24 protein-coding genes and 1 pseudogene are annotated in these 25,855 nt (G+C 60.6%); 7 read left to right on the top strand and 18 right to left on the bottom strand.

The annotated features are described in order from the left end of the window. Positions 1-63: 63 nt before the first annotated feature. Positions 64-336, bottom strand: a complete 273-nt coding sequence (locus HGHM_RS22895) for a DUF3732 domain-containing protein (protein ID WP_343286810.1) — start codon at positions 334-336, stop codon at positions 64-66. Positions 337-719: 383 nt separating this feature from the next. Between HGHM_RS22895 and HGHM_RS20060 the strand changes: the two genes are divergently transcribed. Together HGHM_RS20060 and HGHM_RS22780 are read left to right on the top strand one after the other, a co-directional pair. Beyond that, entirely contained in the window at positions 720-956 is a 237-nt protein-coding gene (locus HGHM_RS20060; RefSeq protein ID WP_019143372.1) for a hypothetical protein, read from the top strand. A gap of 104 nt (positions 957-1,060) precedes the next feature. Beyond that, complete coding sequence (locus HGHM_RS22780; RefSeq protein WP_081583625.1) at positions 1,061-1,267, top strand: Na+/H+ antiporter NhaA; 207 nt, start codon at positions 1,061-1,063, stop codon at positions 1,265-1,267. 8 nt (positions 1,268-1,275) lie between these two features. Here the strand turns inward: HGHM_RS22780 and HGHM_RS20055 are convergent. From HGHM_RS20055 to HGHM_RS20045, 3 genes and pseudogenes are all read right to left on the bottom strand, one after another. Next, positions 1,276-1,512, bottom strand: a pseudogene (locus tag HGHM_RS20055) (ABC transporter permease); the annotation flags it as partial. Then, positions 1,509-1,652, bottom strand: a complete 144-nt coding sequence (locus HGHM_RS23920; protein ID WP_019143370.1) for an EAL domain-containing protein — start codon at positions 1,650-1,652, stop codon at positions 1,509-1,511. The pseudogene HGHM_RS20055 and the gene HGHM_RS23920, both read right to left, overlap by 4 nt. A 13-nt stretch (positions 1,653-1,665) precedes the next feature. After that, positions 1,666-2,034: an EAL domain-containing protein gene (locus HGHM_RS20045; protein WP_081583624.1), complete on the bottom strand. Its 369-nt coding sequence runs from the start codon at positions 2,032-2,034 to the stop codon at positions 1,666-1,668. A gap of 752 nt (positions 2,035-2,786) precedes the next feature. Here HGHM_RS20045 and HGHM_RS20040 point away from each other — a divergent pair. Beyond that, positions 2,787-3,815 carry a Bug family tripartite tricarboxylate transporter substrate binding protein gene (locus HGHM_RS20040; RefSeq protein ID WP_051155373.1) on the top strand — a complete coding sequence of 343 codons (1,029 nt, stop codon included), beginning with the start codon at positions 2,787-2,789 and terminating at the stop codon, positions 3,813-3,815. A 192-nt stretch (positions 3,816-4,007) separates the two neighbouring features. Here the strand turns inward: HGHM_RS20040 and HGHM_RS20035 are convergent, their stop codons facing one another. Further along, positions 4,008-4,895 (bottom strand): LysR family transcriptional regulator, encoded by an 888-nt coding sequence (locus HGHM_RS20035; protein ID WP_019143367.1) that lies wholly within the window; start codon positions 4,893-4,895, stop codon positions 4,008-4,010. 209 nt (positions 4,896-5,104) lie between these two features. On the opposite strand from HGHM_RS20035, the gene HGHM_RS20025 reads away from it, so the two are divergent. Then, positions 5,105-6,157, top strand: coding sequence for an Ldh family oxidoreductase (locus tag HGHM_RS20025; RefSeq protein ID WP_019143365.1), 1,053 nt, complete (start codon positions 5,105-5,107; stop codon positions 6,155-6,157). 249 nt (positions 6,158-6,406) lie between these two features. Then, the gene (locus tag HGHM_RS20020; protein WP_019143364.1) at positions 6,407-7,150 is read left to right on the top strand and encodes an ABC transporter substrate-binding protein; all 744 of its coding nucleotides are present in this window, start codon (positions 6,407-6,409) and stop codon (positions 7,148-7,150) included. 412 nt (positions 7,151-7,562) lie between these two features. Here HGHM_RS20020 and HGHM_RS20010 read toward each other — a convergent pair whose 3' ends face one another. The 6 genes from HGHM_RS20010 to HGHM_RS19985 form a co-directional block, all read right to left on the bottom strand. Continuing rightward, positions 7,563-8,330, bottom strand: coding sequence for an ABC transporter permease (locus HGHM_RS20010; RefSeq protein WP_019143362.1), 768 nt, complete (start codon positions 8,328-8,330; stop codon positions 7,563-7,565). Between the two features lie 48 nt (positions 8,331-8,378). Continuing rightward, complete coding sequence (locus tag HGHM_RS20005) at positions 8,379-9,155, bottom strand: ABC transporter ATP-binding protein (RefSeq protein ID WP_019143361.1); 777 nt, start codon at positions 9,153-9,155, stop codon at positions 8,379-8,381. A gap of 71 nt (positions 9,156-9,226) precedes the next feature. Then, entirely contained in the window at positions 9,227-10,258 is a 1,032-nt protein-coding gene (locus tag HGHM_RS20000; protein WP_019143360.1) for an ABC transporter substrate-binding protein, read from the bottom strand. A gap of 398 nt (positions 10,259-10,656) precedes the next feature. Beyond that, the gene (locus tag HGHM_RS19995) at positions 10,657-11,655 is read right to left on the bottom strand and encodes an aromatic ring-hydroxylating dioxygenase subunit alpha (protein WP_019143359.1); all 999 of its coding nucleotides are present in this window, start codon (positions 11,653-11,655) and stop codon (positions 10,657-10,659) included. A gap of 10 nt (positions 11,656-11,665) precedes the next feature. Further along, entirely contained in the window at positions 11,666-12,184 is a 519-nt protein-coding gene (locus HGHM_RS19990) for a nucleoside deaminase (RefSeq protein WP_019143358.1), read from the bottom strand. Between the two features lie 92 nt (positions 12,185-12,276). Then, on the bottom strand, positions 12,277-13,422 hold the full coding sequence (locus tag HGHM_RS19985) for a BMP family ABC transporter substrate-binding protein (RefSeq protein WP_019143357.1): 1,146 nt from the start codon (positions 13,420-13,422) through the stop codon (positions 12,277-12,279). 420 nt (positions 13,423-13,842) lie between these two features. Between HGHM_RS19985 and HGHM_RS19980 the strand changes: the two genes are divergently transcribed. Further along, positions 13,843-15,204 carry an 8-oxoguanine deaminase gene (locus HGHM_RS19980; protein WP_026076236.1) on the top strand — a complete coding sequence of 454 codons (1,362 nt, stop codon included), beginning with the start codon at positions 13,843-13,845 and terminating at the stop codon, positions 15,202-15,204. A gap of 77 nt (positions 15,205-15,281) precedes the next feature. On the opposite strand, the gene HGHM_RS19975 is transcribed toward HGHM_RS19980, so the two are convergent. Together HGHM_RS19975 and HGHM_RS19970 are read right to left on the bottom strand one after the other, a co-directional pair. Further along, positions 15,282-15,752 carry an SgcJ/EcaC family oxidoreductase gene (locus HGHM_RS19975; protein WP_026076235.1) on the bottom strand — a complete coding sequence of 157 codons (471 nt, stop codon included), beginning with the start codon at positions 15,750-15,752 and terminating at the stop codon, positions 15,282-15,284. 140 nt (positions 15,753-15,892) lie between these two features. Then, positions 15,893-16,675 carry a helix-turn-helix transcriptional regulator gene (locus tag HGHM_RS19970; RefSeq protein ID WP_051155350.1) on the bottom strand — a complete coding sequence of 261 codons (783 nt, stop codon included), beginning with the start codon at positions 16,673-16,675 and terminating at the stop codon, positions 15,893-15,895. A 125-nt stretch (positions 16,676-16,800) separates the two neighbouring features. Between HGHM_RS19970 and HGHM_RS19965 the strand changes: the two genes are divergently transcribed. Further along, the gene (locus tag HGHM_RS19965; RefSeq protein WP_026076233.1) at positions 16,801-17,517 is read left to right on the top strand and encodes an SAM-dependent methyltransferase; all 717 of its coding nucleotides are present in this window, start codon (positions 16,801-16,803) and stop codon (positions 17,515-17,517) included. Positions 17,518-18,079: 562 nt separating this feature from the next. Here HGHM_RS19965 and HGHM_RS19955 read toward each other — a convergent pair. From HGHM_RS19955 to HGHM_RS19935, 5 genes are all read right to left on the bottom strand, one after another. Further along, complete coding sequence (locus tag HGHM_RS19955) at positions 18,080-19,333, bottom strand: putative Na+/H+ antiporter (protein ID WP_019143351.1); 1,254 nt, start codon at positions 19,331-19,333, stop codon at positions 18,080-18,082. Positions 19,334-20,028: 695 nt separating this feature from the next. Then, the gene (locus HGHM_RS19950; RefSeq protein ID WP_019143350.1) at positions 20,029-21,426 is read right to left on the bottom strand and encodes an amino acid permease; all 1,398 of its coding nucleotides are present in this window, start codon (positions 21,424-21,426) and stop codon (positions 20,029-20,031) included. A gap of 274 nt (positions 21,427-21,700) precedes the next feature. Then, positions 21,701-22,723, bottom strand: a complete 1,023-nt coding sequence (locus HGHM_RS19945) for an XdhC family protein (protein ID WP_019143349.1) — start codon at positions 22,721-22,723, stop codon at positions 21,701-21,703. Positions 22,724-22,804: 81 nt separating this feature from the next. Continuing rightward, entirely contained in the window at positions 22,805-25,126 is a 2,322-nt protein-coding gene (locus HGHM_RS19940) for a xanthine dehydrogenase family protein molybdopterin-binding subunit (RefSeq protein WP_019143348.1), read from the bottom strand. Beyond that, on the bottom strand, positions 25,123-25,590 hold the full coding sequence (locus HGHM_RS19935; RefSeq protein WP_019143347.1) for a (2Fe-2S)-binding protein: 468 nt from the start codon (positions 25,588-25,590) through the stop codon (positions 25,123-25,125). Before HGHM_RS19935 ends, HGHM_RS19940 begins: the two co-directional genes overlap by 4 nt. Between the last annotated feature and the right edge of the window lie 265 nt (positions 25,591-25,855).

Here is a 25,855-nt window from a genome sequence, read left to right as displayed (position 1 = left end):
GAGCAGCCATTTTATGCCAATGAGCAAAACTGCTCTTGATTGCTTATTGAAAGAAGAGGGGGATCATCCTTGGTTCCAGTCCTCCGTAACAAGCGCCGGGCGCTTAGTCCAAGGCTGCTCCGTCCGCGCGCCCTGGAACCACTGCTCGCGGAGGTCCGCGTCCTCGGTGACGATCAGCTGGGAGCCGAAGGCATCCTCCTGGGTGAACTTAAGCATCAGCCCGAACAAACACGGGACTGCCTTCAGGTTGGCACCTGCCTCCATCTTTTGGATCGAGCCTTTGGCTTCTTGGTAGGCCTGCTCGAACAGGAAATAAACCCGGGTTGGCTGGTCAATCAGTAGGAACCGGATGGAGCGGTTGTTTCCAGTCGCGGCAACCAGATTGGCAAATTTTCATCTTGTATGGTTTTCAACTGGGACATTTTGTCTCAATGTATGGAAAGTGCTTTTAAGTAGAATGCCTCAGAACGTGCAGCAACACCCTCCTCGCATGGCAGTCACTGACGTTCTCTCCTCTCTCATCTGCATTCGGCAAATCACTCCACTCGATGCCTTTGTTATTTCATAGGCAGATGAAATAACAACCGACGTTAATGAGCAAAATAATCAGCCGTGGCTTCGATGGTTTGATCAAAAAACGAAGCTGCTGAAGCAGCGTTTTGAGGTAGTGCTCCTCACGATAGATAGTGTCAAATAATAGCCCGGAAATACTCAAAATCATGGAATGGTTCCCTATAGTCGCCGTTACGTTCAAGTTTCTCGTGTTAGGCACGGGTATGTTCTTCGCCATCAAGTGGCATTACGACCAAGGGAAGAAGGGGAAGGAGAAGGAACGGCGCGCGGTGCTACGCGCTGGCGCCAAGGTGGCCGCAGTCTTCGTGCTATCGCTCCTGGGCCTGGGGCTCGTCACCTTCGTCCTTGCCAGGATGCTCGGTTTGGACTTGACCTTCCCATGATGGCAAAGAATAGTCGGCCGATATCCGGCGATGCGGCAGCAATTCCCCGATAAGGCTATCGGGCAGCGTCGGCAGGCGGGTCAGAGCCCGCTTCGGCAAATGGCATCGGCATCGCTGCGGGACTATTCATCGGCAAGCCATTAGGCATTGCATTGATGTGCTTGATAGCCGTTGCTCTGGGCATCCGCAGATTGCCGCGGGATTTGAGTTGGCGTCATATTTTCGGCGCGGGTCTGCTCGGTGGATTTGTTCCCCGCGCAGCACACTGGAGGATTTGTCAGCGTACCAAGCATCGGCGAGCTCTCACATAGCTTACGGCCTAGTTCGCATCGGCGTTGCGGCGCACCCAGCCGGTGGTGCGCTTCCCGATCACGGCAAACTGTCCATACATGGCCATTGCCATTGCGCCGACGGTGATGCGCCCGGCGATGGCCAGCGGGATCGCGACCTTGAGCGAGGCGAAGAAGTAAGGCAGGCCGACCTTCAGCAGGGCATCGGTGCGCCTTGCGCCCAGCACCCGCAGCACGACCTCGAACTCAGGCTCGGCGCTCGTCAATGAGCCAACTCCATCTCAATCAGCCGTTCCATCTCATCGGCGCCCAACGGCAAACTCAAAAGGTATCCCTGAGCAGAATCGCAGCCCTGGCCTTTCACGGCCGCGAGTTGATCAACGGTCTCAATCCCTTCGGCGCACACAGCGATTTCCAGATCATGGGTGACACCGATAATCGCCGCCAGGATTGTTGCCGTCCCTTTTCTGGGACGGCAACTCTTTCACCAATTCTTTGGAAGGCTTCACAACATCCAGGGGAAATTTCTGAAGGGAAGACAGCGCAGTCAATTCATTCCCGAATGCGTCAAGTGCAAGAAGCAGCCCGCTGTCCTTGATTTCATTCAGTAAGTTTGCCGAAAACCTCGGGTCCCAAAGCACGCTTTCACGTAATTCCAGCAGCAACGATGACAGAGGCAGTTTTGTTTCCTCAAGCGTCTTTTTCAGGATTTCCAGGTCTCTGTAGAAGAGGCTATGACATCGCTGGACTGACAATAAAAGAGAATTGGTTTCAAGGGGAAACTTCAAAGCCTAACCATGAGAGAAGTACCGTCGTCCCGTATCGCTCCACAGGCAGACGATTAGCTTGCTTGGTGGAATGATGGCTATTCGCCGCTAGCAGCCGTTCGGAACGTTTCAGCGTAAGGGCTCGTTATCCAGCTACCACGCTGGAGGTTTTGTCGGGCTTACCAAGCCTTGCCGGCTTCTCGCATGCGTGACGGCCTAGTTCGGATCGCCATTGCGGTGCGCCCAGCCGGCGGTGCGCTTCTCGATGACGGCAAACACGCATGCATGGCCGTTGCCATTGCGCCGATGGTGACCAGTCCGGCGAAGGCATGTGCATTGAAGACCGGGTCGACATGTGAGCTACCGGTTCCGACTGGTTGCGGCCGATCGATCGAATTTCTTGAAGGCCCCGCTCGGCGCGGCACCGGACGTTCGAAACGGATCTGCCACAGGAAAACCACGGCCAATACTGCCGCTCGCCTTTCCATGAATTGATTATTGCCTGATCATCTGCCACCTTCCATTGCGGGAGTGCTTCATTGATGTGCAATACGCAAGAATAATAAGAATTTTTGCACTTTACTTGCCGAGCGGGCGCTCCGATAATCCAGCACTACAAAAATATGTGACGCATGTCGGTTATGCGGCCGGTAAGAATTGGGCTCCAGTGCGCTGGTTGCCTAAGACGGCGTTTATAACGTGGCGCAGTGTGAACAACCTAGACAATGGAGACCCATCTTATGGCGGCAAACAAGCACACCATTTCCCTCGACATGGATTCATCGCGTTCTTCTCAATCCTGCAAGTCGGTCAAGTCATTGCGCAGCAAATCGAAGCGGTTGTTTCTTTCCACACTGTGCGCCCTGGCATTGGTGCCGGCTGCTGGCGCTTCTGCCGCAGAATGGGCACCAACCAAGCCGATACGGCTTGTAGTGCCATACGGACCGGGAGGTTCAAGTGATGTTATCGCCCGACTGGTTGCCAGGGAGATGAGTAACACGCTCGGTCAGCAGGTCGTGGTCGAGAACAAGGGCGGCGGTTCCGGCACCATCGCCATGCAGGATGTCGCGCGCTCCGCACCGGACGGATATACATTGGTGTTGGGACATGTCGGCGTGCTGGCTGTAAATCCCGCCATGTTTGCCAGGCTGTCCTACGATCCTGACCGTGACTTTGCGCCAGTCACTCATCTGGTCAATGTGCCGATGATTTTCGTGGTCAATTCTGAAGTGCCGGCTAAAAACCTTACGGAGTTCGTCGCCCTTGCCAAGTCCAAGCCAGGCGAATTGAATTACGGCTCCGCAGGAAACGGCAGCGCCGGGCATCTGGCCTTTGAAATGCTCAAGCAGGCTACGGGCATAGATGTGGTGCATGTGCCATACAAAGGAACCGGTGCACAATTGACCGACCTGCTTTCGAATACCACCAGTGCCGCATCCGCAGGCGTGCCACCATTCTTGCCCCACATGAAGACAGGGCGAATCCGGGCTTTAGCCATCGGCTCGGCACAACGCATTCCTCTGCTGCCGGATCTGCCCACAGTTGCCGAGTTAGGGTATCCGAACTTTGAGAGTTCCCAATGGTTTGGCCTGCTCGCGCCCAAAGGCACGCCAAAGGAAGTGGTCGCACGTTTGCATAAAGACGCTGTAAAGGCATTGAATTCACCAAACGTCAAACAACGCTTGCAGGAAGATGCCTCCATTTCCGTGGGAGCGGGGCCGGAAGAATTTGCTAAATTCATCAAGGCTGAGCGCGTACGATGGGGAGAAGTCGTGCGTAAAGCGAAACTGAAAGCCGAGTAAGCTGACCACTGTTTCGCTCGGTCGGGGATCGCAGACTGCATCGGGTCGGCGCTTGCAGGGCATTGAATGACCAGGTTGCAGTGCTGGCCTCCGCCACCCCACTCATGCGGCAGTTGCCCATGCAAGCGCTGCTTTCTGCAACTTCGCACGATACTCTGCGCGCCCAATTTCTATCGCGCCGGCCGAGGCGAACTAAACGATGGAACGCATCAGCAAATCATAGAAGAGCTGAGCGGCCGCACCTAGCGCTCGGCCTCTTCGCTTGATCAATCCGAGGGTGCGCGCAACTTCCGGCTGAGTGAGCGGAACGCTTACCAGGGTAGGATGGCCTTCCGGCGGCATCGCAAGGCGAGGTACTACGCCAAGTCCCGCTCCCGCCTGCACCAGGCTTACCAGTGCGGGAACGTGATGCACTTCGCAAAACCACCGGGGGCGGCTGCTGCTTGTGCTTAAGGCCTGATCAATCAACAGCCGGTTGCCGCTGCCCTGCGCAAGGCTGATGTAGTCATATTTCTCCAGTTCACTCCATTTGACCTTTGTCCTCTTTGCCAAAGGGTGATCCTTGGGACATGCGACAACGAATGGGTCATGCATGACAGGCTGGAACTCAAGGTCTGCTTCCTGCGCGCCAATGTAGGTCACGCCGAAATCGGCTTCACCTCTCGCCACGTTCAGCAGGATATTTGACGAGGACTCGTCAATGAGCCGGACCCGTATGCCCGGATATTGTGCGTGATAGTCCCGTACCACCCTCGGAAGAAAATAGGCCACAGCGGACGGCACGCAAGCGATGGTGATTTGACCGGAAATACGTTCGGCTACGTCAGTAATGCCGAGCAGGGCACTATCCAGTTCGTTCAGTACGTTACGGGCCTTTGGTACAAAGCTTCGCCCGACCGTCGTCAATTCCACCTTGCGGGTAGTTCGCACAAAGAGCGATATCCCGAGCGCTTCTTCCAGCTTGTCGACACGTCGTGACAGCGCCGATTGGGAGAGATGCAAAGCATCGGACGCTGCCTTGAAGCTGCCAAGGTCGGCCACGGCAAGAAAAGTGCGCAAGTCCGCGAGGTCGAAATTCATGCGTCAGAGACAATAATTGATCGAATATTTGCACTTTACACTAATTATGGTGCTCTGGATAATGCAATTTTTCCAGGCGGCGGCTGTCATGGCGTCACAAGGCATGCGAAAGGCGCTGCTCGTTATCTATTACTCGCACAGAACTGCCGAACAGCTACCGCGCCTACACGAACAGCATCGATAGATTGATAAACAAGGAGTACCACCGTATGAACACACGCGCCGCAGATCAGGTCGTTGTCCCCGAAGCCGAACTCACCGCAATCGGCATCAAGGCTTTCAAGGGGCTGGGTCTTTCGCAAGCGGATGCCGAAGATGTGTGCCGCGTTCTGGTCCTGGCGGATCTGTTTGGTCTGGCTACGCACGGGTTGAGCCGCGTAGAGTCGTATGGCGAACGCCTGCTTGTCAACGGAATCAATCCGCGCCCGAAAATTTCCGTCGAGCGAGTGGCTCCTGCGATAGTGCGCGTCGACGGCGATAATGCGGTAGGTCCGGTAGTCGGCATGCACGCCCTGCGCGCAGCTATGGAGGTAGCGAAGGAATGTGGCGTCGGCATTGCGTTTGCGCGCGGCAGCAACCATTTCGGCCCCGTTTCCCCATATTCGCTCATGGCGGCAGAAGAAGGGTTCGCGAGCATTATCGGCAGCAATGCGACTACAACGATTGCTCCTTGGGGCGGTAGCGATGCTCGATTGGGTAATAGTCCGGTCGGATTCGGTGTGCCCAATCCCGGAGGCGCGCCGTTTTTGCTGGATATGGCGATCAGCGTGGCAGCACGTGCCAAGATTCGCAATGCGCTGAAGCGGGGCGAAGCTATTCCCGATACATGGGCCACCGACAAGCATGGACGAACCACAACAGACCCGGCGGCCGCGCTCGATGGCTTCCTGTTGCCCATCGGCGGACACAAAGGATATGGACTCGCGTTGCTGGTGGACCTGTTCGCTGGATTGCTGTCCGATGCTGCCTACCTGACGCATGTGAAGTCTTGGGTGGATGCGCCCGACCAGCCGCAAAATCTCGGTCATTTCTTCATTCTCATCAATACCAGGCTGCTTGGCTCGACTGAATGGCTTGCAAACCGCATGAACGACTTTGCAGCGATTCTGCATGACAGCCCGCCAGCCGACCCTGCCAAGCCAGTGCTGGTACCGGGAGAAATAGAATTGGCCAAGATGGAGCGCCAGCGCAAAGAAGGTATCAACATTGGATCAGACGTGCTGGCCCTGCTGCAGAAACACGCCACCAATGCTCCGGCATAGCCTGGGGTCTTGCAGCACGTAACCCAACAGGGAACAAGGAATCGGGACATGAAGAAGATGCCGCTGCGGGCGGCCGCGCCGGTCCCGAGATGTGCGCGTGCGGCAAGCGTCGCGAATTATCCGGGCCTGCCCATCGAATCTGTTGTTCCCTGTGTGCCCGGCGGGAGTGCGGGGATCAGCCCTTGTCGTGGCGATGGGTTTGGTGAAGCCTGCCTGCAATCTTAACTTTTAAATCCAAGAACGCTTATCATGACCATCGACCCCTCCATCATCTCGGCATTCACTCCAACTGGCCGCCTTCGTGCATCCATTAATCTCGGCAACCCCATCCTTGCCAATCGTGATCCGGCGACCGGGGAAGCCTGCGGAGTTTCAGTTGACCTGGCACGCGAATTCGCGCGGCGCCTTGGCGTGGAAATTGAACTCGTCGTGCTCGATACGGCGGGCAAATCCGTTGAGACAGTCAAAAATGAGAAGGCGGATATCGGCTTTTTCGCAATCGATCCATTGCGGGGCGAAGGAATCCTCTTTACGGCGCCCTATGTACTGATCGAAGGCAGCTATCTAGTCAGGCAAGAATCGTCATTGCAACGCAATGAAGATGTCGACCGCGCCGAACACCGCGTGATGGTCGGCAAGGGAAGCGCTTATGACTTGTTCCTTACTCGCGAACTCAAACATGCGCAGATCCTGCGAGCGCCAAGTTCCCCGGCCGTCGTGGACACATTCCTGGCCGAGAAGGCCGATATCGCCGCCGGGGTAAAGCAGCAGCTGGAAAGCGATGCGCAGCGTCTGTCTGGGTTACGTTTGCTACCCGGGCGTTTCATGGTCATCGAGCAGGCAATGGGCACTCCGAAAAGCCGTGGACAACAGGCCATAGACGCGCTCGCTGCGTTCGTGGAGGAGATGAAGCGATCAGGCTTCGTTGCAGAGGCATTAAGGCGCCATGGCATTCAGGGCGCAGCAGTAGCGCCATTGCGCGAGGTGAAATAGACACGATCTCCGGCCTGGTTCGCGGACCGCCGATATAACCTATCGATCGGAAATCAAGATATAAGCATTGATAGCAAGCGCCGCCAAATGATTGCACGCATTGCGGCCTTGCCATTTTCCGCAAGTTGCAACCGGAATGCTCCGACCCGGGCGCGTACACCTTGCGGCGGGCGCATACCAATTCGAGTGCAATCGGCCTGCTGCTGGCCGCAGAAGGGTGCTTCGACCCCGTCAGCGACTTCATCCCGATCAAGGTCGTCAAGGCGAGCCACGGCAAACCGACATGGAATACCGCTTCTGGCAACTTGCAGCCGTTCAGAACGGTTTCGCGTAAGGGCTCGTAATCCAGCTAGCACGCTGGTGCTTTTGTCGGGCGTACCAAGCCTTGCCGACTTCTCGCAAAGGTCCCGGCCTAGTTCGCATCACCATTGCGATGCGCCCACCCGGTCGTGCGCTTCTCGATCACGGCAAACAGTTCATACATGGCCATTGCCATTGCGCCGACGGTGACCAGTCCGGCAAAGGCAAGCGGCATTCGCATCGATGAGCCGGCCGACACCAGCAGGTAGCCGATGCCTTCGTTCGAAGCCGTCATTTCGGACACGGTAGAGCCGACGAATGCCAGCGTGATCGCGACCTTGAGCGAGGCGAAGAAGTAGGGCAGGGCGCGCGGCAGGCCGACCTTCAGCAGGACGTCGGTGCGCCTTGCGCCCAGCACCCGCAGCACGTCCTCGAGTTCCGGTTCCAGCGTCGCCAGCCCGGTCGCGATATTCACCATGATCGGAAAGAAGGAAATCAGGAAGGCAGTCAGCACCGCCGGGCCGACGCCGATACCGAACCAGACCACCAGGACCGGCACGAACGCCGCCTTCGGCAAGGCGTTGAACGCGGTCATGAGCGGATAGGCGGCAGAATAGAGCAACGGCGACGAGCCAAGGACCACGCCGAGCAGCACGCCGACTGCAACCGCGATAGCAAAGCCAGCCATGGTCACCCAGAAGGTGCGCAGCGCATGGCTTGCCAGCGGCCCGGCGAATTCCATCATGGCCTGCCCGATGGCGAGCGGACTCGGGAAAATGAATTCCGATACGGAGAACATGCTGCAGATGGCTTGCCACAGCAACAGAATGGCTGCGAGCAGCAGCCAGGGAGCAAACAGCTTGACGGTCTTGGTATTCACGGCAGCAAAGTGAAAGTCGATGGATCTTGCAGCGGGCAGGGCAGGCGCTCAACCATGCCGCACCCGGCCGATATGCTCGCGCAGTTCATGCACCAGTTCAGTGAACGGTTCGGAATATGTCACGTCGAGCTCGCGCGACTGCGGCATGGGGTTTTCCTTGCGCACCACGATGCGGCCGGGGCGCTTGCTCATCACGTAAATCGTGTCGGCGAGGAAGGCCGCTTCGCGCAGGTCGTGCGTCACGAGAATCACATTGAAGCGATGCTCCGTCCACAGGTCGCGCAGCACGCACCACAATTCTTCCCGGGTGAAGGCATCCAGTGCGCCGAAGGGCTCGTCGAGCAGCAGCATCTTCGGCTCGTGGATCAGCGCCCGGCAGATCGAGGCGCGCTGCTGCATGCCACCGGACAGTTGCCAGGGATACTGGTCGGCATAGCCGTCCAGTCCCACCTGCTTCAAGAGGCGCAGGGCCTGCTCGACATATTCGTCCCTGTTGCGCCGGAAGCGGCTGCGGTGTGGCTCGACGATTTCCAGCGGCAGCAGGACATTGTCGAGCGTGGTGCGCCACGGCAGCAGCGTGGGTGCCTGGAAGGCCATGCCGACGAACTTGAGCGGGCCGGTGACCGGGGTGCCGCCGATGGCAACGCTGCCCTGGGTCGGCGCTTTCAGTCCGGTGGCCAGCTTCATGAAGGTGGACTTGCCGCAGCCGGACGGTCCGACGATGGCGATGAATTCGCCCGGGCGGGCTTGCAGGGTAATGTCTTCCACTGCATAGCCGGCTGCGCCGCCGTAGGCGAGGAAGACGTTCTGGAAATCGACGAACATGATGGATCGGCTAACTCAAAAAAAGCCCCTCGCCGCCGGGACGACGAGGGGAAATACCCTTGGGATGGCGGTTACTTCGGAAAAACCTTGAGCTCGGCCTTCGACGGCAGGAAGGAATCGTCCCAGACCATTCTTGGATCGACGCGGGTCTTGGTCTGATAGACATCCGACACCTGCGATGCCATCAGCGACAGCCGCGGCGCGGAAACCTGGCCGAATCCTTCGGCCTTCGCATGCGGCGTGACGATGGCGCTGGCGATCGCGAGTTTCAGGCGGCGCGCCTCGAGCTTTTCATCGATCAGGCCGTCGCGTTCCCTGACTGCCTTGACCGACTCGTCGGGATTGGCGAGCACGAACTTGGCTGCCTTGGCGAAGGCGCGCAGGAAGCCCTTGACTGCTTCCGGGTGCCGCCGGGCGAAGGCGCTGGAGGCGACGATCGCATTGCCGTACAGTTTCACGCCATGGTCGGGATAGGGTAGCACCACCGCATCCTCATCCTTGATGCCGCGCGCGTTGAGGTTCAGCAGCGACGTGAAATAGAAGCCGGTGATGGCGTCGACATCGCCCTTGACCAGCATCGTTTCGCGCAGCGGCGGATCCATGCTGATCCAGTTTGCCTTGGCCGGATCGAGCTTGTTGGCCTCGGCGAAGATCGGATAGGCACGGCGGCCGGCATCGAAGACCGGGGCGCCGAGCTTCTTGCCGGCGAGGTCGGCCGGCGTCCTGATGCCGGACTTCTTGAGCGCGAAGATCGCGGCCGGAGTGTCGTTGTAGACCATCATCACGGCCACCGGCTTGTTGGGCGCGGTCGGGTTGTTGCCGATGAATTCCATCAGCGCGGCCAGATCGGCAAAGCCCATGTCGTAGGAACCGGAAGCCACGCGGTTGACCGCATTGCCGGAGCCGTTACCCGCATCGATCGTGACATCAAGCTTCTCGTCGGCGAAATAGCCTTTCGACTTGGCCACGAGGAAGAGCGCGGCCGGGCCTTCGAAGCGCCAGTCGAGCTGGAAGCGGATCTTGTTGTCCTGGGCGAAGCTGTGGGCGGCGACGGCGCACAGCAGCACGGCGGCGGTACTACGCAAGATGCGGTGAAGGTTCATTACATTCCTGTGTCGATGCGGTTGAAGAGATTGCAGCAGGCGTTCCTTGAATCGGCTTGCGCTGCTGCGCCTTACCTCATTCAGCAATATCCGTACCAGAAATATTCTTCAAGGCAATCGCACTGCGCACCCTGGTGTGCACCTTGACGTGCACCGCGGCGGCGCATGGAAGACTGCGATCTGCACGCCCGCTGCGCATGACTGGCGCATGACTTCGACCTGCACCAATATGTGGCGGTGGCTATGCTTCACTGCATACGCTGCGCGGTTCCGGACCTCTTCTTACCTGCCAGAGATTAGGTTACATCGACAGGACCATTCCATTCGTCGTGTTCCGACCTGACTGGCTTGGGAATGGCGGCCCACGCCGCGCCTTTGCCGCGGCCGGCTGCGAAGATTCACATCACGCCGTATTTCATCCCGAGTTCGCGCAGCATGCGCCGGTAGGCGGCGGAGAGACGGTCCGCGGGTTGCGGCACTTCCAGGCCGGGCTGGAGCGGAATGCGCTTGGGCCGCTGCGATTCAAGGATGGCGAGGTCCTGCATGAAGATCCGGCCCTGGAAATCCCGCATCTCCTCATCGCTGGAGCCCTCGTCGGTCGTCGCCAGCACCATCCAGGCCTGGCAGTGTTCCTCGTCGATCGGCTGCACATGCAGGCTGATCACATCGGCCAAACCGGACTGCTCCTGCGGCAGCTTGGTCAGGATCGCCGACAGCGGGCGCACGACGCGGTAGGTGTATTCCACCATCGAGCCGCCGGAGGCCTGCAGGTTGGATTGCGGCTGGTAGGCAAAGCATGCAGTCGCGATCACGCCTTTCATGCCGGTGCGGCCGAGCTTGTCGTCGAATGCCGCCACCTTGTAATCCGGGACTTCGGCATGGCCGGTGTCGCCGAGGATGCCTTCGTGGATGAACGCGAAATGCGCCATGTCGAGGAAATTCTCGATGATGCGCGGCCCGCAGGCATGCACCGGGAAGGGGCCGCACAACACCTTGCGCAGGCCGGGATGCTCGTATTCGGGAAAGGGCAGCAGGCTGCGCTCCGGATCTCCGAGGCAGACCCACGCCAGGCCATAGGCTTCCTGCACGTTGAAGCGGGCGGCGCAGGCATTTCTCGGTGGCGTGTTCTGCGGGTGCGCCGGCTGCAGCCGGCACTGGCCGGAAGCGTCGAACTGCCAGCCGTGATAAGCGCACACCACACGGTCGTTCGCAACCCGGCCGAGCGACAGGCGCGCGCCGCGGTGCGGGCAGCGGTCATCCCAGGCGTGGATTGTGCCGTCGCTGGCGCGCCAGAGCACCAGTTCATGCTCCAGCAGGCGCGCCGGCAGCAGGCAGCCCGGCTTCAGCGCGGCGGCATCGGCCACCGGATGCCAGTCGTTCAGGAGAAGCGGATCCATGGATGGCTCCTCAGGACCAGAAGCCGATGTGCGGGGCTGCGGCTTCCTGCTCCAGTTCGGCAATCGGACCGAGCACTTCGATGGGACGCTGGCCGCGCGCGAAGACTTCGCGGCAGGGCAGCGACAGCGTGGGATTTTCCGGATGGTTGCCGGTCAGTTGCAGCAGGCGCTGTTCCGCCATCGCATAGACGACGCGGCCGATGCTGCACCAGTAGATCGCGCCGGCGCACATGGCGCAGGGTTCGGCATTCGTATACAGCGTGCATCTGGCGAGCGCTTCGGGGAGAAGCCGGCGCCCGGCTTCGGCTGCCGCGAGCCGTTCCGCATGCTGGGTGGGGTCGCCTTCCGGCGGCATCGAATTGTTGCCGGCCTCCGCCATGATGCGGCCATGCTGGTCGACCACGATCGCGGCGAACGGATGGCGCCCGACGTCCTTGGCGCGGATCGCCAGCGCCAGCACGTACTGCATGTGGCGCCGGTCTTCGGCAGTAAGAGGGATGATGCTGGGGGAGCCGTGATGCGGCGTCATTCTTTGCCTCCGGAATGGGTATCGGGTCAGGGGCGCGGCCGCTCCGCTGTCGGCAGCCGCACCTTGGAATGAGCAGAAAGGGCAGACGGACGTCAATGCGGCATGTTGCCCTGCACGCCCTTCACGTAAAAGTTCATCCCCTTGAGGAAGCCGGCATCGGCTTCCTTGTCTGCGGCGAGGACTTCCTTGCCGGACTGGTCGAATACCGGGCCGGTGAAGATGATCTGCTTGCCGGCAGCGAGTTCCGCCTTGCGCTCGGCCACCAGCTTTTTCACGTCGTCCGGCACCGCCGCCCCGATGCTCGCGAGGTCGATCGCATTTTCCTTCACGCCCCACCAGGTCTCGCCACTGCTCCATGTGCCGTCAAGCGCGGCACCGACCGCATGCTTGTAGTATGGCGCCCAGTTGATGATTGCGGAGCCGAGATGGGCCTTGGGCCCGAAGGATGACATGTCGGAATCCCAGCCGAAGGCATATACGCCTTTTTCTTCGGCCGCCTGCAGGGTCGCCGGCGAATCGGTGTTCTGGATCAGCACATCGACGCCCTGGCCGATCAGGGTCAGGGCCGCATCGCGTTCCTTGGGCGGATCGAACCAGGACGAGACCCAGATCGGATGCGTGCTGACCCTGGGATTGACCGACTGCGCACCGAGCGTGAAGGCATTGACGTTACGGATCACTTCCGGAATCGGGAACGAAGCAATCACGCCGAGCTTGTTGGTCTTCGTCATCTTGCCCGCGACCACGCCGGCGAGATACGCGCCTTCGTATGTTCGCGATTCATAGACCGACATGTTCGGCGCTGTCTTGTAGCCGGTAGCATGCTCGAATTTCACGTCCGGGAATTGCCTCGCGACTTTCAGCATCGGTTCCATGTAGCCGAAGCTGGTGGCGAAGATCATCTTGTTGCCCTGCGATGCAAGGTCGCGGAACACCCGCTCCGCATCCGCGCCTTCCGGCACTTTTTCGACATAGGTGGTCTTGATCCGGTCGCCGAACTCGGCTTCCACCGCTTTCCTCGCATTGTCGTGCGCGAACGACCAGCCGGCGTCGCCGACCGGACCGATGTACACGAAGGCGACTTTGAGCGGTTCAGCCTTGGCGGCAGTCGCCGCGCCTGCGGGCTGTACGGCTTCCGGCCTGGTTTCTTCCTTCTTGCCGCATGCGGCTAGCATCAGCGACGAAGCCGCAATGACCAGTCCCGACTTGAGTGTGCTGCGTTTTTTCGGATCGAACATAAGATTCCCTGAAGTTGTTCTGAATGTTCAAACGATTGCGTGCTGCTGCCGTTCTTGATAGCAATATCCAAGCCAGGGATTCAGGCCGTATCCAGTCCAGGTCATGCGGGATCGGAACCAGCGCCGGGATGACGGCGGCATAGGGCATCGTCATGAACCGCCGCGGCGACAGAGATGCATTCACATGCTGCACACACTTGGTTCGCCGGCATGTGGCACGCACTGGTATGGAGTGCGCGCGGGCCTCGGTGCGTCGATTCGGTGCGCGCCTGAAGAAGTCTTGCATGGCGCGTATTGCGTGCACTGCTTGAGTCGGACGCAGCAGGCAGTCGCGTTCGCCGCCGCCGCACGGTATCCTTGGCACATGCGGTGCTGCTCCGGCAACCCCCATTTAATCGATTGGAACCGAAAGTATTGACGATGCAAAAGACGACCCTGGTACGCAATGCGGCCATCCTCATCACCATGGACGACGCCCGCCGCGAAATCACGGATGGCGCGGTATTCATCCGGGGTAACGTGATCGAACAGGTGGGCCAGAGCGCCGAGCTGCCGCAGACCGCGGACGAAGTCATCGACGCGCGTGGCCACGCGGTGCTGCCCGGTCTGGTGAATACCCACCACCATATGTACCAGAGCCTGACGCGCGCGGTACCGGGCGCGCAGGATGCGGAATTGTTCGGCTGGCTGCGCCAGTTGTATCCGGTCTGGGCGAACCTGAATGCGGAGATGATCCGGGTGTCGACCCTGACGGCGATGACGGAACTGATGCTCTCGGGCTGCACCACGACCAGCGACCATCTCTATATCTATCCGAACGATTGCCGGCTCGACGACAGCATCGAAGCTGCCCGGCATATCGGTATGCGCTTTCACGCGGCGCGCGGCGCCATGAGCGTGGGGCAGTCGCAAGGCGGCCTGCCGCCGGACAGCGTGGTGGAAAGCGAAGCCGCGATCCTCAGGGACACCCAGCGCCTGATCGAGACCTATCACGACGGGCAGCGCCATGCAATGCTGCGCATCGTGGTCGCGCCCTGTTCGCCCTTTTCGGTGTCGCGCGACCTGATGCGGGAGTCGGCGCGGATGGCGCGCAGCTTCGGCGTGTCCCTGCACACCCACCTGGCGGAAAACGACAACGACGTTGCCTACAGCCGCGAAAAGTTCAACATGACGCCCGCGCAGTATGCGGAGGATTGCGGCTGGGTCGGGCACGATGTCTGGCATGCGCATTGCGTGAAGCTCGACGATGCAGGTATCGATTTGTTCGCGCATACCGGGACCGGGGTCGCGCATTGTCCCTGCTCCAACATGCGCCTGGCCTCCGGCATTGCGCCGGTGCGCCGCATGCGGGACCGGGGCGTGCCGGTCGGGCTGGGCGTGGATGGCAGCGCTTCCAACGATGCCGCCCACCTCCTTGGGGAAGCGCGGCAGGCGATGCTGCTGCAGCGCGTCGGCTTCGGGCCGGCGGCGATGACGGCGCGCGAGGCGCTGGAAATCGCGACCCTGGGCGGCGCGAAAGTACTCGGGCGCGACGACATCGGCGCGCTCGCGCCCGGCATGTCGGCCGACCTCGCGATGTTCGACCTGCGCCAGGTCGGTTTCGGCGGCGCCTTGCACGACCCCGTCGCCGCCCTGGTGTTCTGCACGCCAGCCAGCGTCGCCTGCAGCATCATCAATGGCCGTGTGGTGGTGCGCGAGGGCCGGCTGGTCAGCGTGGAACTCGAACCGGTGCTGGAAACGCACAACCTGCTTGCACGGGAACTGGCGCAAGCGGCGCGCTGATCGCCTGCTTGCTGGGCTGCCGGATCATTTGGGTCATCGACTGGCGAAGGCGGTGCCGGAAGCAGGTGAATACATTTTTATTTCTTCTCCGGCATGGCTGATGAGTGATGGCTGGTAATCAGCCATTGCTTTCCATCCCAGGCATAGGTGTAGGTATAACGCGCCGCAACCATCGCTCCCGTTCTTGCGAAGGTGAAGGTGTATAGCCCGGCATCAACGGCGGAATTGCATCCCAAATAAATCCTGCGGGAATTGATCTTGCCTGAGGGACGGTCCATCAAGAATTTTTGGAAGTAGTCTTCCCGCTCGGCCGTGGTAAGGCGCGGCTGGTTAGAAACAGTAGGAAGAAGAATTGCAGTCTCCGCGTAATTGGCTGTCACCTTGTGCGGATCTCCGGTTTGCAGCGATTGGTTCCACCGATCAAACAGGGCTGCAATCTCTTGTTCCGATATGGACCTGCACTCTTCTGTGCGCGATGCCTGCACGCCCTGTTTCGTAGCGCATCCGAAAAGCAGCAACGACAGAACAACCGCGCCAAATAGTTTCATAGAAAGACTCCTTCGGTCCACGAGCCAGGCCGCACAAGCGGCGCCGCTTATACAAAAATAGGCGACGCCGAGACAAGTGGCGTGAGCAATATCAACGAACCGGGCTGCTTGCGGCCAGAAGCAGAGACCTGCAGCTCCCTTTACTTTGAGGCCTGCAACAGTATCGTCAGCTTGAGATCCGGACGTCCCTGAAGCTGGAGCGCCATCTGCTCGAATGTCAGGCGTCCGGCAAAGGGATGCATGAAGGTCCTGATGCCGCCTTCTCTTGTCACTACTTCCTGTGCATCCCACAGCAGCGCGAAATCGCTGCTGCGGTCGCGCAACGCGGCGATCAAATCCTTGATCGGCGGATCATCGATTCCCTTTCCGCATTCCGCCCGAAACTCCGCGACCAATCGCCGGGCGCGTTCTGGCCAGTCAACAACAAAGTCTCTGGCGGAAGCTTGCAAAAACATGAACCTGAGCAGATTGCGCTCGCCCTCCAGGCTTTCCTTGCCCAACCAGGTCAGAAAAAGTTGTGCCGCCGGGTCATTCCATGCCACGGCGTTCCATTGGCGATCCAGGACATATGCCGGTGTCGATATGACTTCAACTAGCCCCGATATTTCTTTGGCTTTTGCATCAGCGAGGTCTTTTATGTGCGCATCGGGATCTACCTTGTCAGCAAGCCTGAAGAGATAGCTTCGCTCAGCCTTCGACAAGCGCAAAGCCGTAGCAAGGCCCGAAAGCGTCTTTGCAGATGCCGTTACAGGCCTTCCTTGCTCCAGCCATGTTATCCAGGTAGCACTGACGCCACAAAGGACGGCCAGTTCTTCACGCCTCAAGCCCGGGGTTCGACGGCGCTCGCCTGTGGGAAGACCGATGGATGCCGGGCCTATGCGTTCGCGGTGAGCGCGGACGAACGCGCCGAGTTTGCTAGTCATTTTTCGTTCGCATATGGGTGAACTGGTAGCTCTTATACCAGGATAAATTGTCATCTTTTAATAGCATGATTCTGCAGCTATCCTGCGCAGCAGACAATGCCAATGCCAACTTAAAGGAGTTGACCATGCCAGAAGCACGCCTCGATAGCGCGAGCAAATTCGACCCTGCGCGCGCCGCAGAATATGAACAGCAAAGCCGTATCGCCCTTGCCGGCTACGATGCATGTCATGAGCTGGCAGCCTGCATGCTCTCTGCCCAGTTGGGGACAGGAAGTGCGGCGAAGCTGCTGGTAGTAGGGGCAGGTGGTCCGGCGCAGGAAATCACGAGAGCAGGGCGCATGGAATCCAACTGGCGCTTTACGGCAATCGATCCGTCGGAGCCGATGCTGGAGATTGCCCGGGCCCGGATTGCCGAGGCAGGCATGGCCGGGCGGACTGAAGTGATCCTGGGACGAGTGGAGGATCTGCCAAATGAACCGGCGTTTGATGCTGCGACCTTAGTCGGTGTTCTGCACCACTTGCCTGGCGACGAAGCAAAACGGGAGATACTCCGGGCAATATCGTCCCGCCTCAAGCCAGGGGCACCGCTGATATTGGCAGGCAATCATTATGCTTACGCCAGCGAGCCGCTCATGCTGAAAGCCTGGGGTGAACGCTGGCGTATGCACGGCGCAACTGCAGATGAGATCAAGGCCAAACTGGGCAAGATTCTGCAAGGGGCCGATCCGCCGCATTCCGAAGCAGCTGTATTCGCCTTGCTGGCCGGTAGCGGGTTTGCAAGTCCGAAGCGATTCTTTTCCAGCTTGTTCTGGGGAGCGTGGATCGCGTGCAAGGCAGAGTAACCGCGCTGGAAATTATTCGAGCGATTCTGGCTTTGGGCAATGCGGACGATTGCTTAAGTCCGTTGTCGGTCAGAACCGCAGCTGTGCAAGCTGGACAAATCGGTGCGGCTCCTTGACTGCATTGCGTTCCAGAGTGGACGCTGCCCGTGTTCAGGCAACCGGGTGGCGTCCGGTCCCTCGCTCGAGGAGTTTCGAACCGGCCGGGCCATCTCATCCGTGCCGGTGGATTTTCCAAGACGTTGTGGCAGCACTTTGCGCACGTGACGACGCCGGCCAGCATGGCCTTCATGTGCCACGCTGAATCGCTCTGCTAGTCAGCCTCAGTCGCCGTGGTTATGCAGCACGGTCGTGCATGCGGTGCAGGTGCCGGTGACGCTGGTCAAGCAGGCGCGGCAGGCAAGCCATGAGGATGTGATATCGACTGCCGCCCTGCCAGGCCGGTCCAAGGCGGCTATGTCGGACGTTTAACCGTCTCCTACGATGGCATACTGATGAGCACTCAGGGCTGACGCGGCATAGGGTGGTGCCTGCGGCTGACCTGTACGGCCGTTTTTTGCTTCGCTCAAAGCAGGAGGAGAAATCCGGCGGCGACCAGTGTGGGCAGGATGGCACCCGCAAGCAGCCCTCCGATCCCGATGCTGCCGTCATTGAATCCATCGCGCAAAAGCGCAACCCCGGCCGGATTCGGCGCATTGGCAATGACAGTAAGGCCCCCTCCTGCGACCGCCCCGGCGACCAGCATGTACTTCGCCTGGTCGGATATGCCTTCGATGAGCGATCCGAGATAGGTCAGTGCCGCGTTGTCGGTGATGGCGGTCAGGCCAAGGGCGCCGAAAAACAAGGCGGTTGGTTCGAGGCTGGAGACGATGGGTTGCAGCCACCACTGCTGCAGGCCGCCTAGCACCACCAGACCTGCGAGGAAAAATCCCACCAGAAGTCCTTCCTTCAGGATCAGCGGACTCTGAAATTGTGAGTAGGCGTGCGTGTAGCCGAGGAAAAACAGAAATACGCCAAGGAATACGACCGGATGGTGCGCGAACACCACGACCGCGCCTAGAAAAGCCAGATGTATCAGCATTACCACCAGTGGTACATCGGTTTGCGGCTCGGCTTCGGCAGCGTGGCCGGGCGACACCAAATGCTTGCGCAGGAGCCATGTGATGCAAGTCGCATTGACCATTACGGCAGCTCCGGCTTTCCAGCCAAAATTCGCCGCCATGAAAGCGGTGTCCCATTGCCAGCTTGTGGCGACCATCAGCACTGGCGGGGCGGCAAAAGAAGTGAGCGTGCCGCCAATGGAGATGTTGACGAACAAAACGCCGAGTGCTGCGTACTTGAGCCACTCGGGAATGCCGGGGCGGAATACGAGTGGAGCCAGCATCAATGCCGCGAGCGTCATGGCAGCCGGTTCCGTGACTAACGAGCCGATCAGCGGAACCACGGCGAAGCAAAGCCAGACTCGCGCCACCAAGGTGTCTGTCGGCGCGAGTCTGGCCGCTGCCGCAATTGCCGTGCGTACCGCCTCGAGCACAGGCCGTGAAGCGGCCACAACCATGATGACGAACACAAACAGGGGTTCGGTGTATTGCTGCGATTCCAGATACCCGATAGCCTGTTCCTCTCCGACTGTCAGTGCCATGATGGCGATGAGGATGAATGCCCAGAAGCCGAAGACAACTTCGATCTCGCCCAGCAGATGGAACAGTCCGGCATGCCGGGGACTGCGGTCAGCAAGACGCTCGAAAGACTTCGCTGAAAAGGTGTGGATGAGGGCCAAGCCGAAAATGACGGCGGCAATAAGGTTGATGTGTTCCATAAAATCTTCTCGTCCATTTTGCTTTTTCTGATGAGCACGCAGTTGTGTGCATCGGTACTGATCATGAAAGTACGTCCCTGTCGGAAGCGGGAGTATCTCTCGACCAGGTGGCGGGAGAATTGCCGGCGGCGCTCGGCTTGAATTGCATGCCAGGAGGGTGTGCCTTGGGAAACTGAACCCCGCTGGAGACGAGGCATGAATGGGCAAGAGTCGTGAGGGTGCGTTCATTTGGCCGACAGGAAGCCGCGAGGCGGCCCGACCGTCGCATGAACCTGCTCATACTTGGACTATGAGCACCCGTGTCGAGTATAGCGCAATCGCGCGAGCCTGGTCCGGACCCTGATTGGCGATATGCAACGTCTACTTCTCGCCCTTGGCAGAAATCTGACGGTGTCTGCAAACCGCCAGAACCGGAGAGTCTGCGAAGTAAAGTGGGGCAGGCCCTGCCTGCTTCGCATTCCGGGGGCGACGACCCCCAATATTCAGGCAACTCGGTGACGCTCGGTCTCCGACTCGGACATTTTTTGATCAACGTGGGCCACGTCACCTGTATCGGATGAATTTCCAAGACCCTTGGCGGCGTCTCTTCGCGTCGACTTTCCGGCGGCGGATCAGGTGCTGGTGCGCGGCCTTGCGCACGTGAAGACGCCGGCCGGCATGGCATGCGCCACGCTGAATCTCTCCGCTGGTCAGCGTCAGCCGCCGTGGTTATGCAGCACGGCATTGCGCCGGGCGTACAGGAAGTAGATCGCCAGTCCCAGCACCAGCCAGATCAGAAAGGCTATCCACGTCAGTGCCTGCAGGTGTGCGATGAGGAAGGCGCAGAAAGCGATCGACAGTACCGGCACGACAGGTCCCCCGGGGCAGCGGAACGCGTGCGGCAGGTCCGGGCGGGTGCGGCGCAACACCAGCACGGCAATGGAAACCAGCGTGAAGGCAGCCAGCGTGCCGATATTGATGAGCTCGGCCAGCACGTTCAGCGGCACGAAGGCGGCGATGACGGCAAATACGATGCCCACAGTCCAGGTCGCGAAGTACGGCGTGGCATGCACAGGGTGCACCGACGAGAGTCGCTCGGGCAGCAGGCCGTCGCGCGACATCGCGAAGATGATGCGGGTCTGCGCAAAGGTCATCACCAGGATCACCGTGGTCATGCCGAGGATCGCGCCCAGGTCCACAAAGCCCGCCACCCATGTCTCGCCGGCAAACTGCAGCGCCAGCGAAACCGGATGGTCCACGCCCGCGAATTTCGGGAACGGCACGATGCCTGTCATGATCGCGGCCATGGCCACATACAGCACCGTGCAGACTGCCAGTGAGCCGATGATGCCGATGGGCAGGTCACGCCGCGGATTGCGCACCTCCTCTGCCGCCGAACTGACTGCATCGAAGCCGATGAAGGCAAAGAATACCAGCGCTGCCGCGTTGAACACGCCGGCCGCGCCGAAAGGCGAAAACGGCTGCCAGTTGGCAGGTTTCACATGCCAGACCCCAACGGCGATAAACAGCAGCACGACGCTGATCTTGACGATCACCATCAGGTTGGTGACGCGCGCGGATTCGCGTACGCCATACGACACCACCCAGGCAATTACCATCATGATCAGGAACGCGGGCAGGTTCAGGAGCGTGTGGACACCCGGCAATGCGCCCGGCGCGGCCGTGAGCACCGCTGGCAAGTGCAGGCCGAAGCCTGCCATCAGCGACTGGAAATATCCGGACCAGCCAACCGACACCGCGGACGTGGCCAACCCATACTCCAGCAGCAGATCCCAGCCGATGATCCAGGCGACGATTTCGCCGAGGGTGGCATAGCTGTAGGTATAGATGGATCCCGATACCGGGATCGCCGATGCAAACTCGGCATAGCACAGTGCGGCAAATCCGCAGGCGATGGCTGCGATGAGGAACGACACCGTCAGCGCCGGGCCGGCAGTCAGCGCACCCGTGCCGGTCAGGACGAAGATGCCGGTGCCAACAATGGCGCCGATGCCCATCATCACGAGGTCCGTCGGGCCAAGCACCTTCTTCAGACCATCGTCTTTGGCCACGGCGAGCATGGCGTCGATGTTCTTCTTGCGGAAGAGACTCATCGGTAAAACTCCTGTGGTCGCCGTCGCGCAAACAGCTTCGTCTTGCGTGGAAAAGGCCGTATTTTACGCTTGCGATAATTTCGAGACCTTGCCGGCCCCTGCTTCTGCAGGTGCCTTCATGCCTCTCCTCTGACGGCGATCGGGAATTAAAGGTCCCTGGCAGATGTCCGGTTTGCCCGGATAAGGAAGGTATGGTGACGGGAAAGCAATTGCCAGATCTGCAGCGTTGCCGGCTCGTCCAGTCGCTCAGGACGTAACCGGCAATCGCAGGCGGTCAAGCCATGCCGCAAGAATCCGATGACGCCACTTGTGCAGTGGCAAGCTTGGCATGCTCGATCTGCACTTCCCTCGGCAATTGCACGCCATTCTTGATTGCCGTCATTTCGGCAAGGATGGAGATGGCGATCTCCGCGGGCGTCTTGCTGCCGATGTAGATGCCGACCGGCCCATGCAGCCTGGCCAGCTGTTCCTCGCTCAGGTCGAACAGTTTGAGGCGTTCGCGACGTCTGGCATTGTTGGCCCGCGAGCCGATGGCGCCGACATAGAAAGCGTCGGATTTCAAGGCTTCCATCAGGGCCAGATCGTCGAGCTTCGGATCGTGCGTCAAGGCAATTACCGCGCTGCGCGCGTCCAGCTGCATTTCCATCACGAGGTCGTCCGGCATGGCGTGGACCAGCTCGACACCATCCAAGTCCCAGCCGGCGCGATATTCCTCGCGCGGATCGCATACCGTCACGTGGTAATCCATGCCCATCGCGATCTGCGCCACGAAGCGGGACAACTGACCGGCGCCGATGATCAGCAGCCGCCAGCGCGGACCATGAATGGTGGTCAGCACCTCCTGCGACACTTGCAGCGTCATGCCGCCTTTCGCCGGGCCCAGGCTGACTTCGCCCGACGAGAGCCGGAGTCGCCGTGCCACGAGCTGATGCTGCGACAGTCGCTCGAGCAACTCGCCGATCCGGCTCGCGGCGGACAAGGGCTCGATCACCAGCTGGATCGTGCCGCCGCAAGGCAAGCCGAAGCGATGGGCCTCGTCCGCCGTGATCCCGTAAGTGACGATGCAGGGCCGTGTCTGGACAATGCCGTTCTTCCTCACTTGTTCGATCAGGTCGTCTTCAATGCAGCCGCCCGAGACCGAGCCGACCACCTGGCCGTCCTCGCAGATTGCGAGCATCGCGCCTTCGGGACGCGGGCTGGAGCCCCAGGTCCTGGTGATGGTCACGAGCTGGCATCGCCGGCCCTGGCGAATCCACCGGTCGCTGGCTTTCAATACTTCGAGGTCGATGCTGTCCATGGTCGAAATGAATTGATCCGGTCGAATGCCCCTGACGCCGCGCGGGGCGCCAGGGAGCACTTCATGCAAAAGCCGATGAACTCAGGCAGCCGAGGACAACTGGTCGCGAATCGGCAGGCGGCGGATGCGCTTGCCGGTAGCCGCGAACAACGCATTGGCCAGTGCCGGTGCAACCGGCGGCAGGCCGGGTTCGCCCACGCCGCCCGGCGGAACCGAATGGTCGGACGGTGCCAGGTGGACGCGCAGCGCCTGCGGCCTCTCGGCGTGGCGCAGCAGCACATGGTCGTGGAAGTTGGTCTGGACGACGCGTCCCTCCTTGAAGCTGATTTCGCCATGCTTGGCCAGGCCGATGCCCATCACGACCGCGCCTTCCACCTGCGAGCGGATGCGCTCGGGATTGACCTGCGGTCCGCAGTCGATGGCGATATCGGCGGAGACAACCTGGAACTCGCCCTTGTCGTCCACTGCTACTTCGATCGCAACCGCGGTGTAGGTCATGAATGAATACGCCGTGGCGATTCCCAGCCCGTGGCCTTTCGGCAGCTTGCGGCCCCAGTTGGCGCCCTTGGCGGCCAGCTCGACCACGCGCCGCATGCGACCGGTGTCGATCGGATACAGCGCCGGGTTTTCGCCGTAGTTGCTGGTGTCGCCCAGGGCAGTCGGGTTGATGCGGCGGGCCGGGCCGATCAGCTCGAGCAGATAGTCCTTCGGGTCGCGTCCCGCCGCGTGGGCCAGCTCGGCAACGAAGCACTGCACGCCAAACGCATGCGGAATGTTGTAGACCGAGCGGAACCAGCCGATGCGCGTGTGCGCCTCGACCTCGGGCGCCTCGACGCGCACGTTCGGGATCTGGAACGGAACGTTGAGCGCAGTGTGGCCGAGCTCGTTCACACCCAGGCCCTTGGCGCCAGCCACGAAGGTCGAACGGATGGTCGGCGCCGCCGAGCGGTGCAGCCAGGCGACCGGCATTCCCTTGTCGTCGAGCGCGGCTTCCAGATGTTGTACCGACACCGCGTGAAAGTAGTCATGGTGCAGATCGTCGTCGCGCGTCCATTGCAGCTTGACCGGCCGGCCATCCATGGCCTTGGACACCAGCGCTGCCTCGGCGACGAAGTCAGGCTTGGACTTGCGGCCGAAGCCGCCGCCCAGAAGCGTTACATGGACTGTCACCTGATCCGCTTTAAGGCCAAGCTTGTCGGCCACGGTCTTGCGCGCGTTCTCCGGCGCTTGTATCGGTGCCCAGGCCTCGCAACGGCCGTCGACGATGCGCGCAACCGCGACCGGCGGCTCCATGGTGGCATGCGCGATATGGGGAAGGTAATAGTCCGCAACCACCTTTCGCTTGGCGGAAGCCAGCACTTCCATCGTCTTGCCATCGTCGCGTGCGGGCTTGGCCGGCGCGCGTGCCGCCGCCTCCAGCTCCGTCTTGTATGCCTCGGAATCATAAGACGCATGCGGGCCGTCGTCCCACTCGACTTTCAGCGCCTCCCGGCCCTTGATCGCGGCCCAGGTGTTCTTCGCCACGACCGCAATCCCGCCCAGCGGGTTGAAGACTACCGGTGCGGGTGCCGGTGCGATCTCGGCGACCTTCAGCACGCCCGGCACCTTCAGCGTGTCAGTGGCATCGTAGCTTTTCACCTTGCCGCCGACGACCGGCGGACGGGCGATCACGGCATACACCATGCCGTCCAGCCGCACATCGATGCCGAACTCGGCGCGGCCGGTGACGATGTCGTTGCCATCGATCAGCTTCCTGCCGTCCTTGCCGATGTAACGGAACTGCGCGGGATTCTTGAGCTTGAGCGAGTCGCGCGCCGGCACCGGCAGCTTTGCGGCGGCCTCGGCCACCTGGCCGAACGGCAGTTTGCGTCCGGTCGGCTTGTGCACCAGCACATGGTTTTGCGCCTGCACTTCGGCGGCCGGCACGCCCCACTGGGCAGCGGCTGCCGCCTCGAGCATCGCCCGCGCTGCGGCGCCGACGCGGCGGCCCGGCTCCAGCCAGTGGCGCACGCTGCGCGAACCGTCGGTATTCTGGTTGCCGTATCGGGCTTCATCGCCATCGGCCTGCCGTACCCGTACCCGGTTCAGGTCGGCTTCCAGTTCTTCCGCGACGATCAGCGGCACACTGGTGCGTACGCCCTGTCCCATTTCCGAGCGGTGGCAGGTCACGGTGACGATGCCGTTGGGCGCAATCGAAACGAAGATCAGCGGGTTGTCGACCACGCCGCCCGGCATGCGATCGCCGCCGAATTTATCCGCTGCCGCGGCCGTCTGCGCGAACACGTGGCCGGCGGGCGTGACGGCGATCATCAGGCCGGTGGCGCCGGCCGCCTTCAGCAGGCTGCGCCGCGACGGGTTGGTTGGCAGGCCGGTGGACTCCATGTCAATGATATGCGCGCTCATGCCTTGCCTCCCTGGGAGTGTGCAACCTTCTTGATGGCGGCATGGATCCGGTTGTAGGTGCCGCAACGGCAGATGTTCCCGTTCATGGCCTCGTCGATCTCGGCATCGGTCGGGCGAGGGTTGCGCTTGAGCAGCGCGACGGCCGACATGATCTGGCCGCACTGGCAGTAGCCGCACTGCGGCACACCCTGCTCGACCCATGCGGCTTGCAGCGCTGCGCCGAGCTTGTCGGACCCGACGCCTTCGATGGTGGTGATTTTCTTGCCGGCGGCCTCGGACACCGGAGTGACGCAGGAGCGCACCGCCTGGCCGTCGATATGCACGGTGCAGGCGCCGCACAGGCCGGCGCCGCAGCCGAACTTGGTGCCGGTCATGCCCAGTTCATCCCTCAGCGCCCACAGAATGGGCGTGTCGTCGGATGCCTCGACGGACATCGGTTTGCCATTGATGTTCAGTGTTGACATTGCTTTGTTTTCTCCTCATTTGCCGTGCTTGCGGCCGGTCGGCCATGACGGACGGGAGAAGGCCAGGCATCACCGGAATGCGCAATGCCGCGCCCGGGCCTCCCGCCAAATTCGCTACCATTTTTGAAGTTTTCTCATGGTAACAGGGATCGCAAAAGCGGGTGATCCGTGCGCGTAGCCTTGAGCTGCAAGAGTGACGCTTCTTCGGGTCTTGAACATCCTTTTGAAGTGTAGGCATCCTGGGCATACCTGCGCCATGCCCTGG

Origin of the sequence: Noviherbaspirillum massiliense JC206 (assembly GCF_000312045.1) — a bacterium.
GTDB classification, from domain to species: Bacteria; Pseudomonadota; Gammaproteobacteria; order Burkholderiales; family Burkholderiaceae_D; genus Noviherbaspirillum; species Noviherbaspirillum massiliense.
Note: the sequence above shows the minus strand (reverse complement) of the source record. Positions and strands in the feature narration are given on the sequence as shown.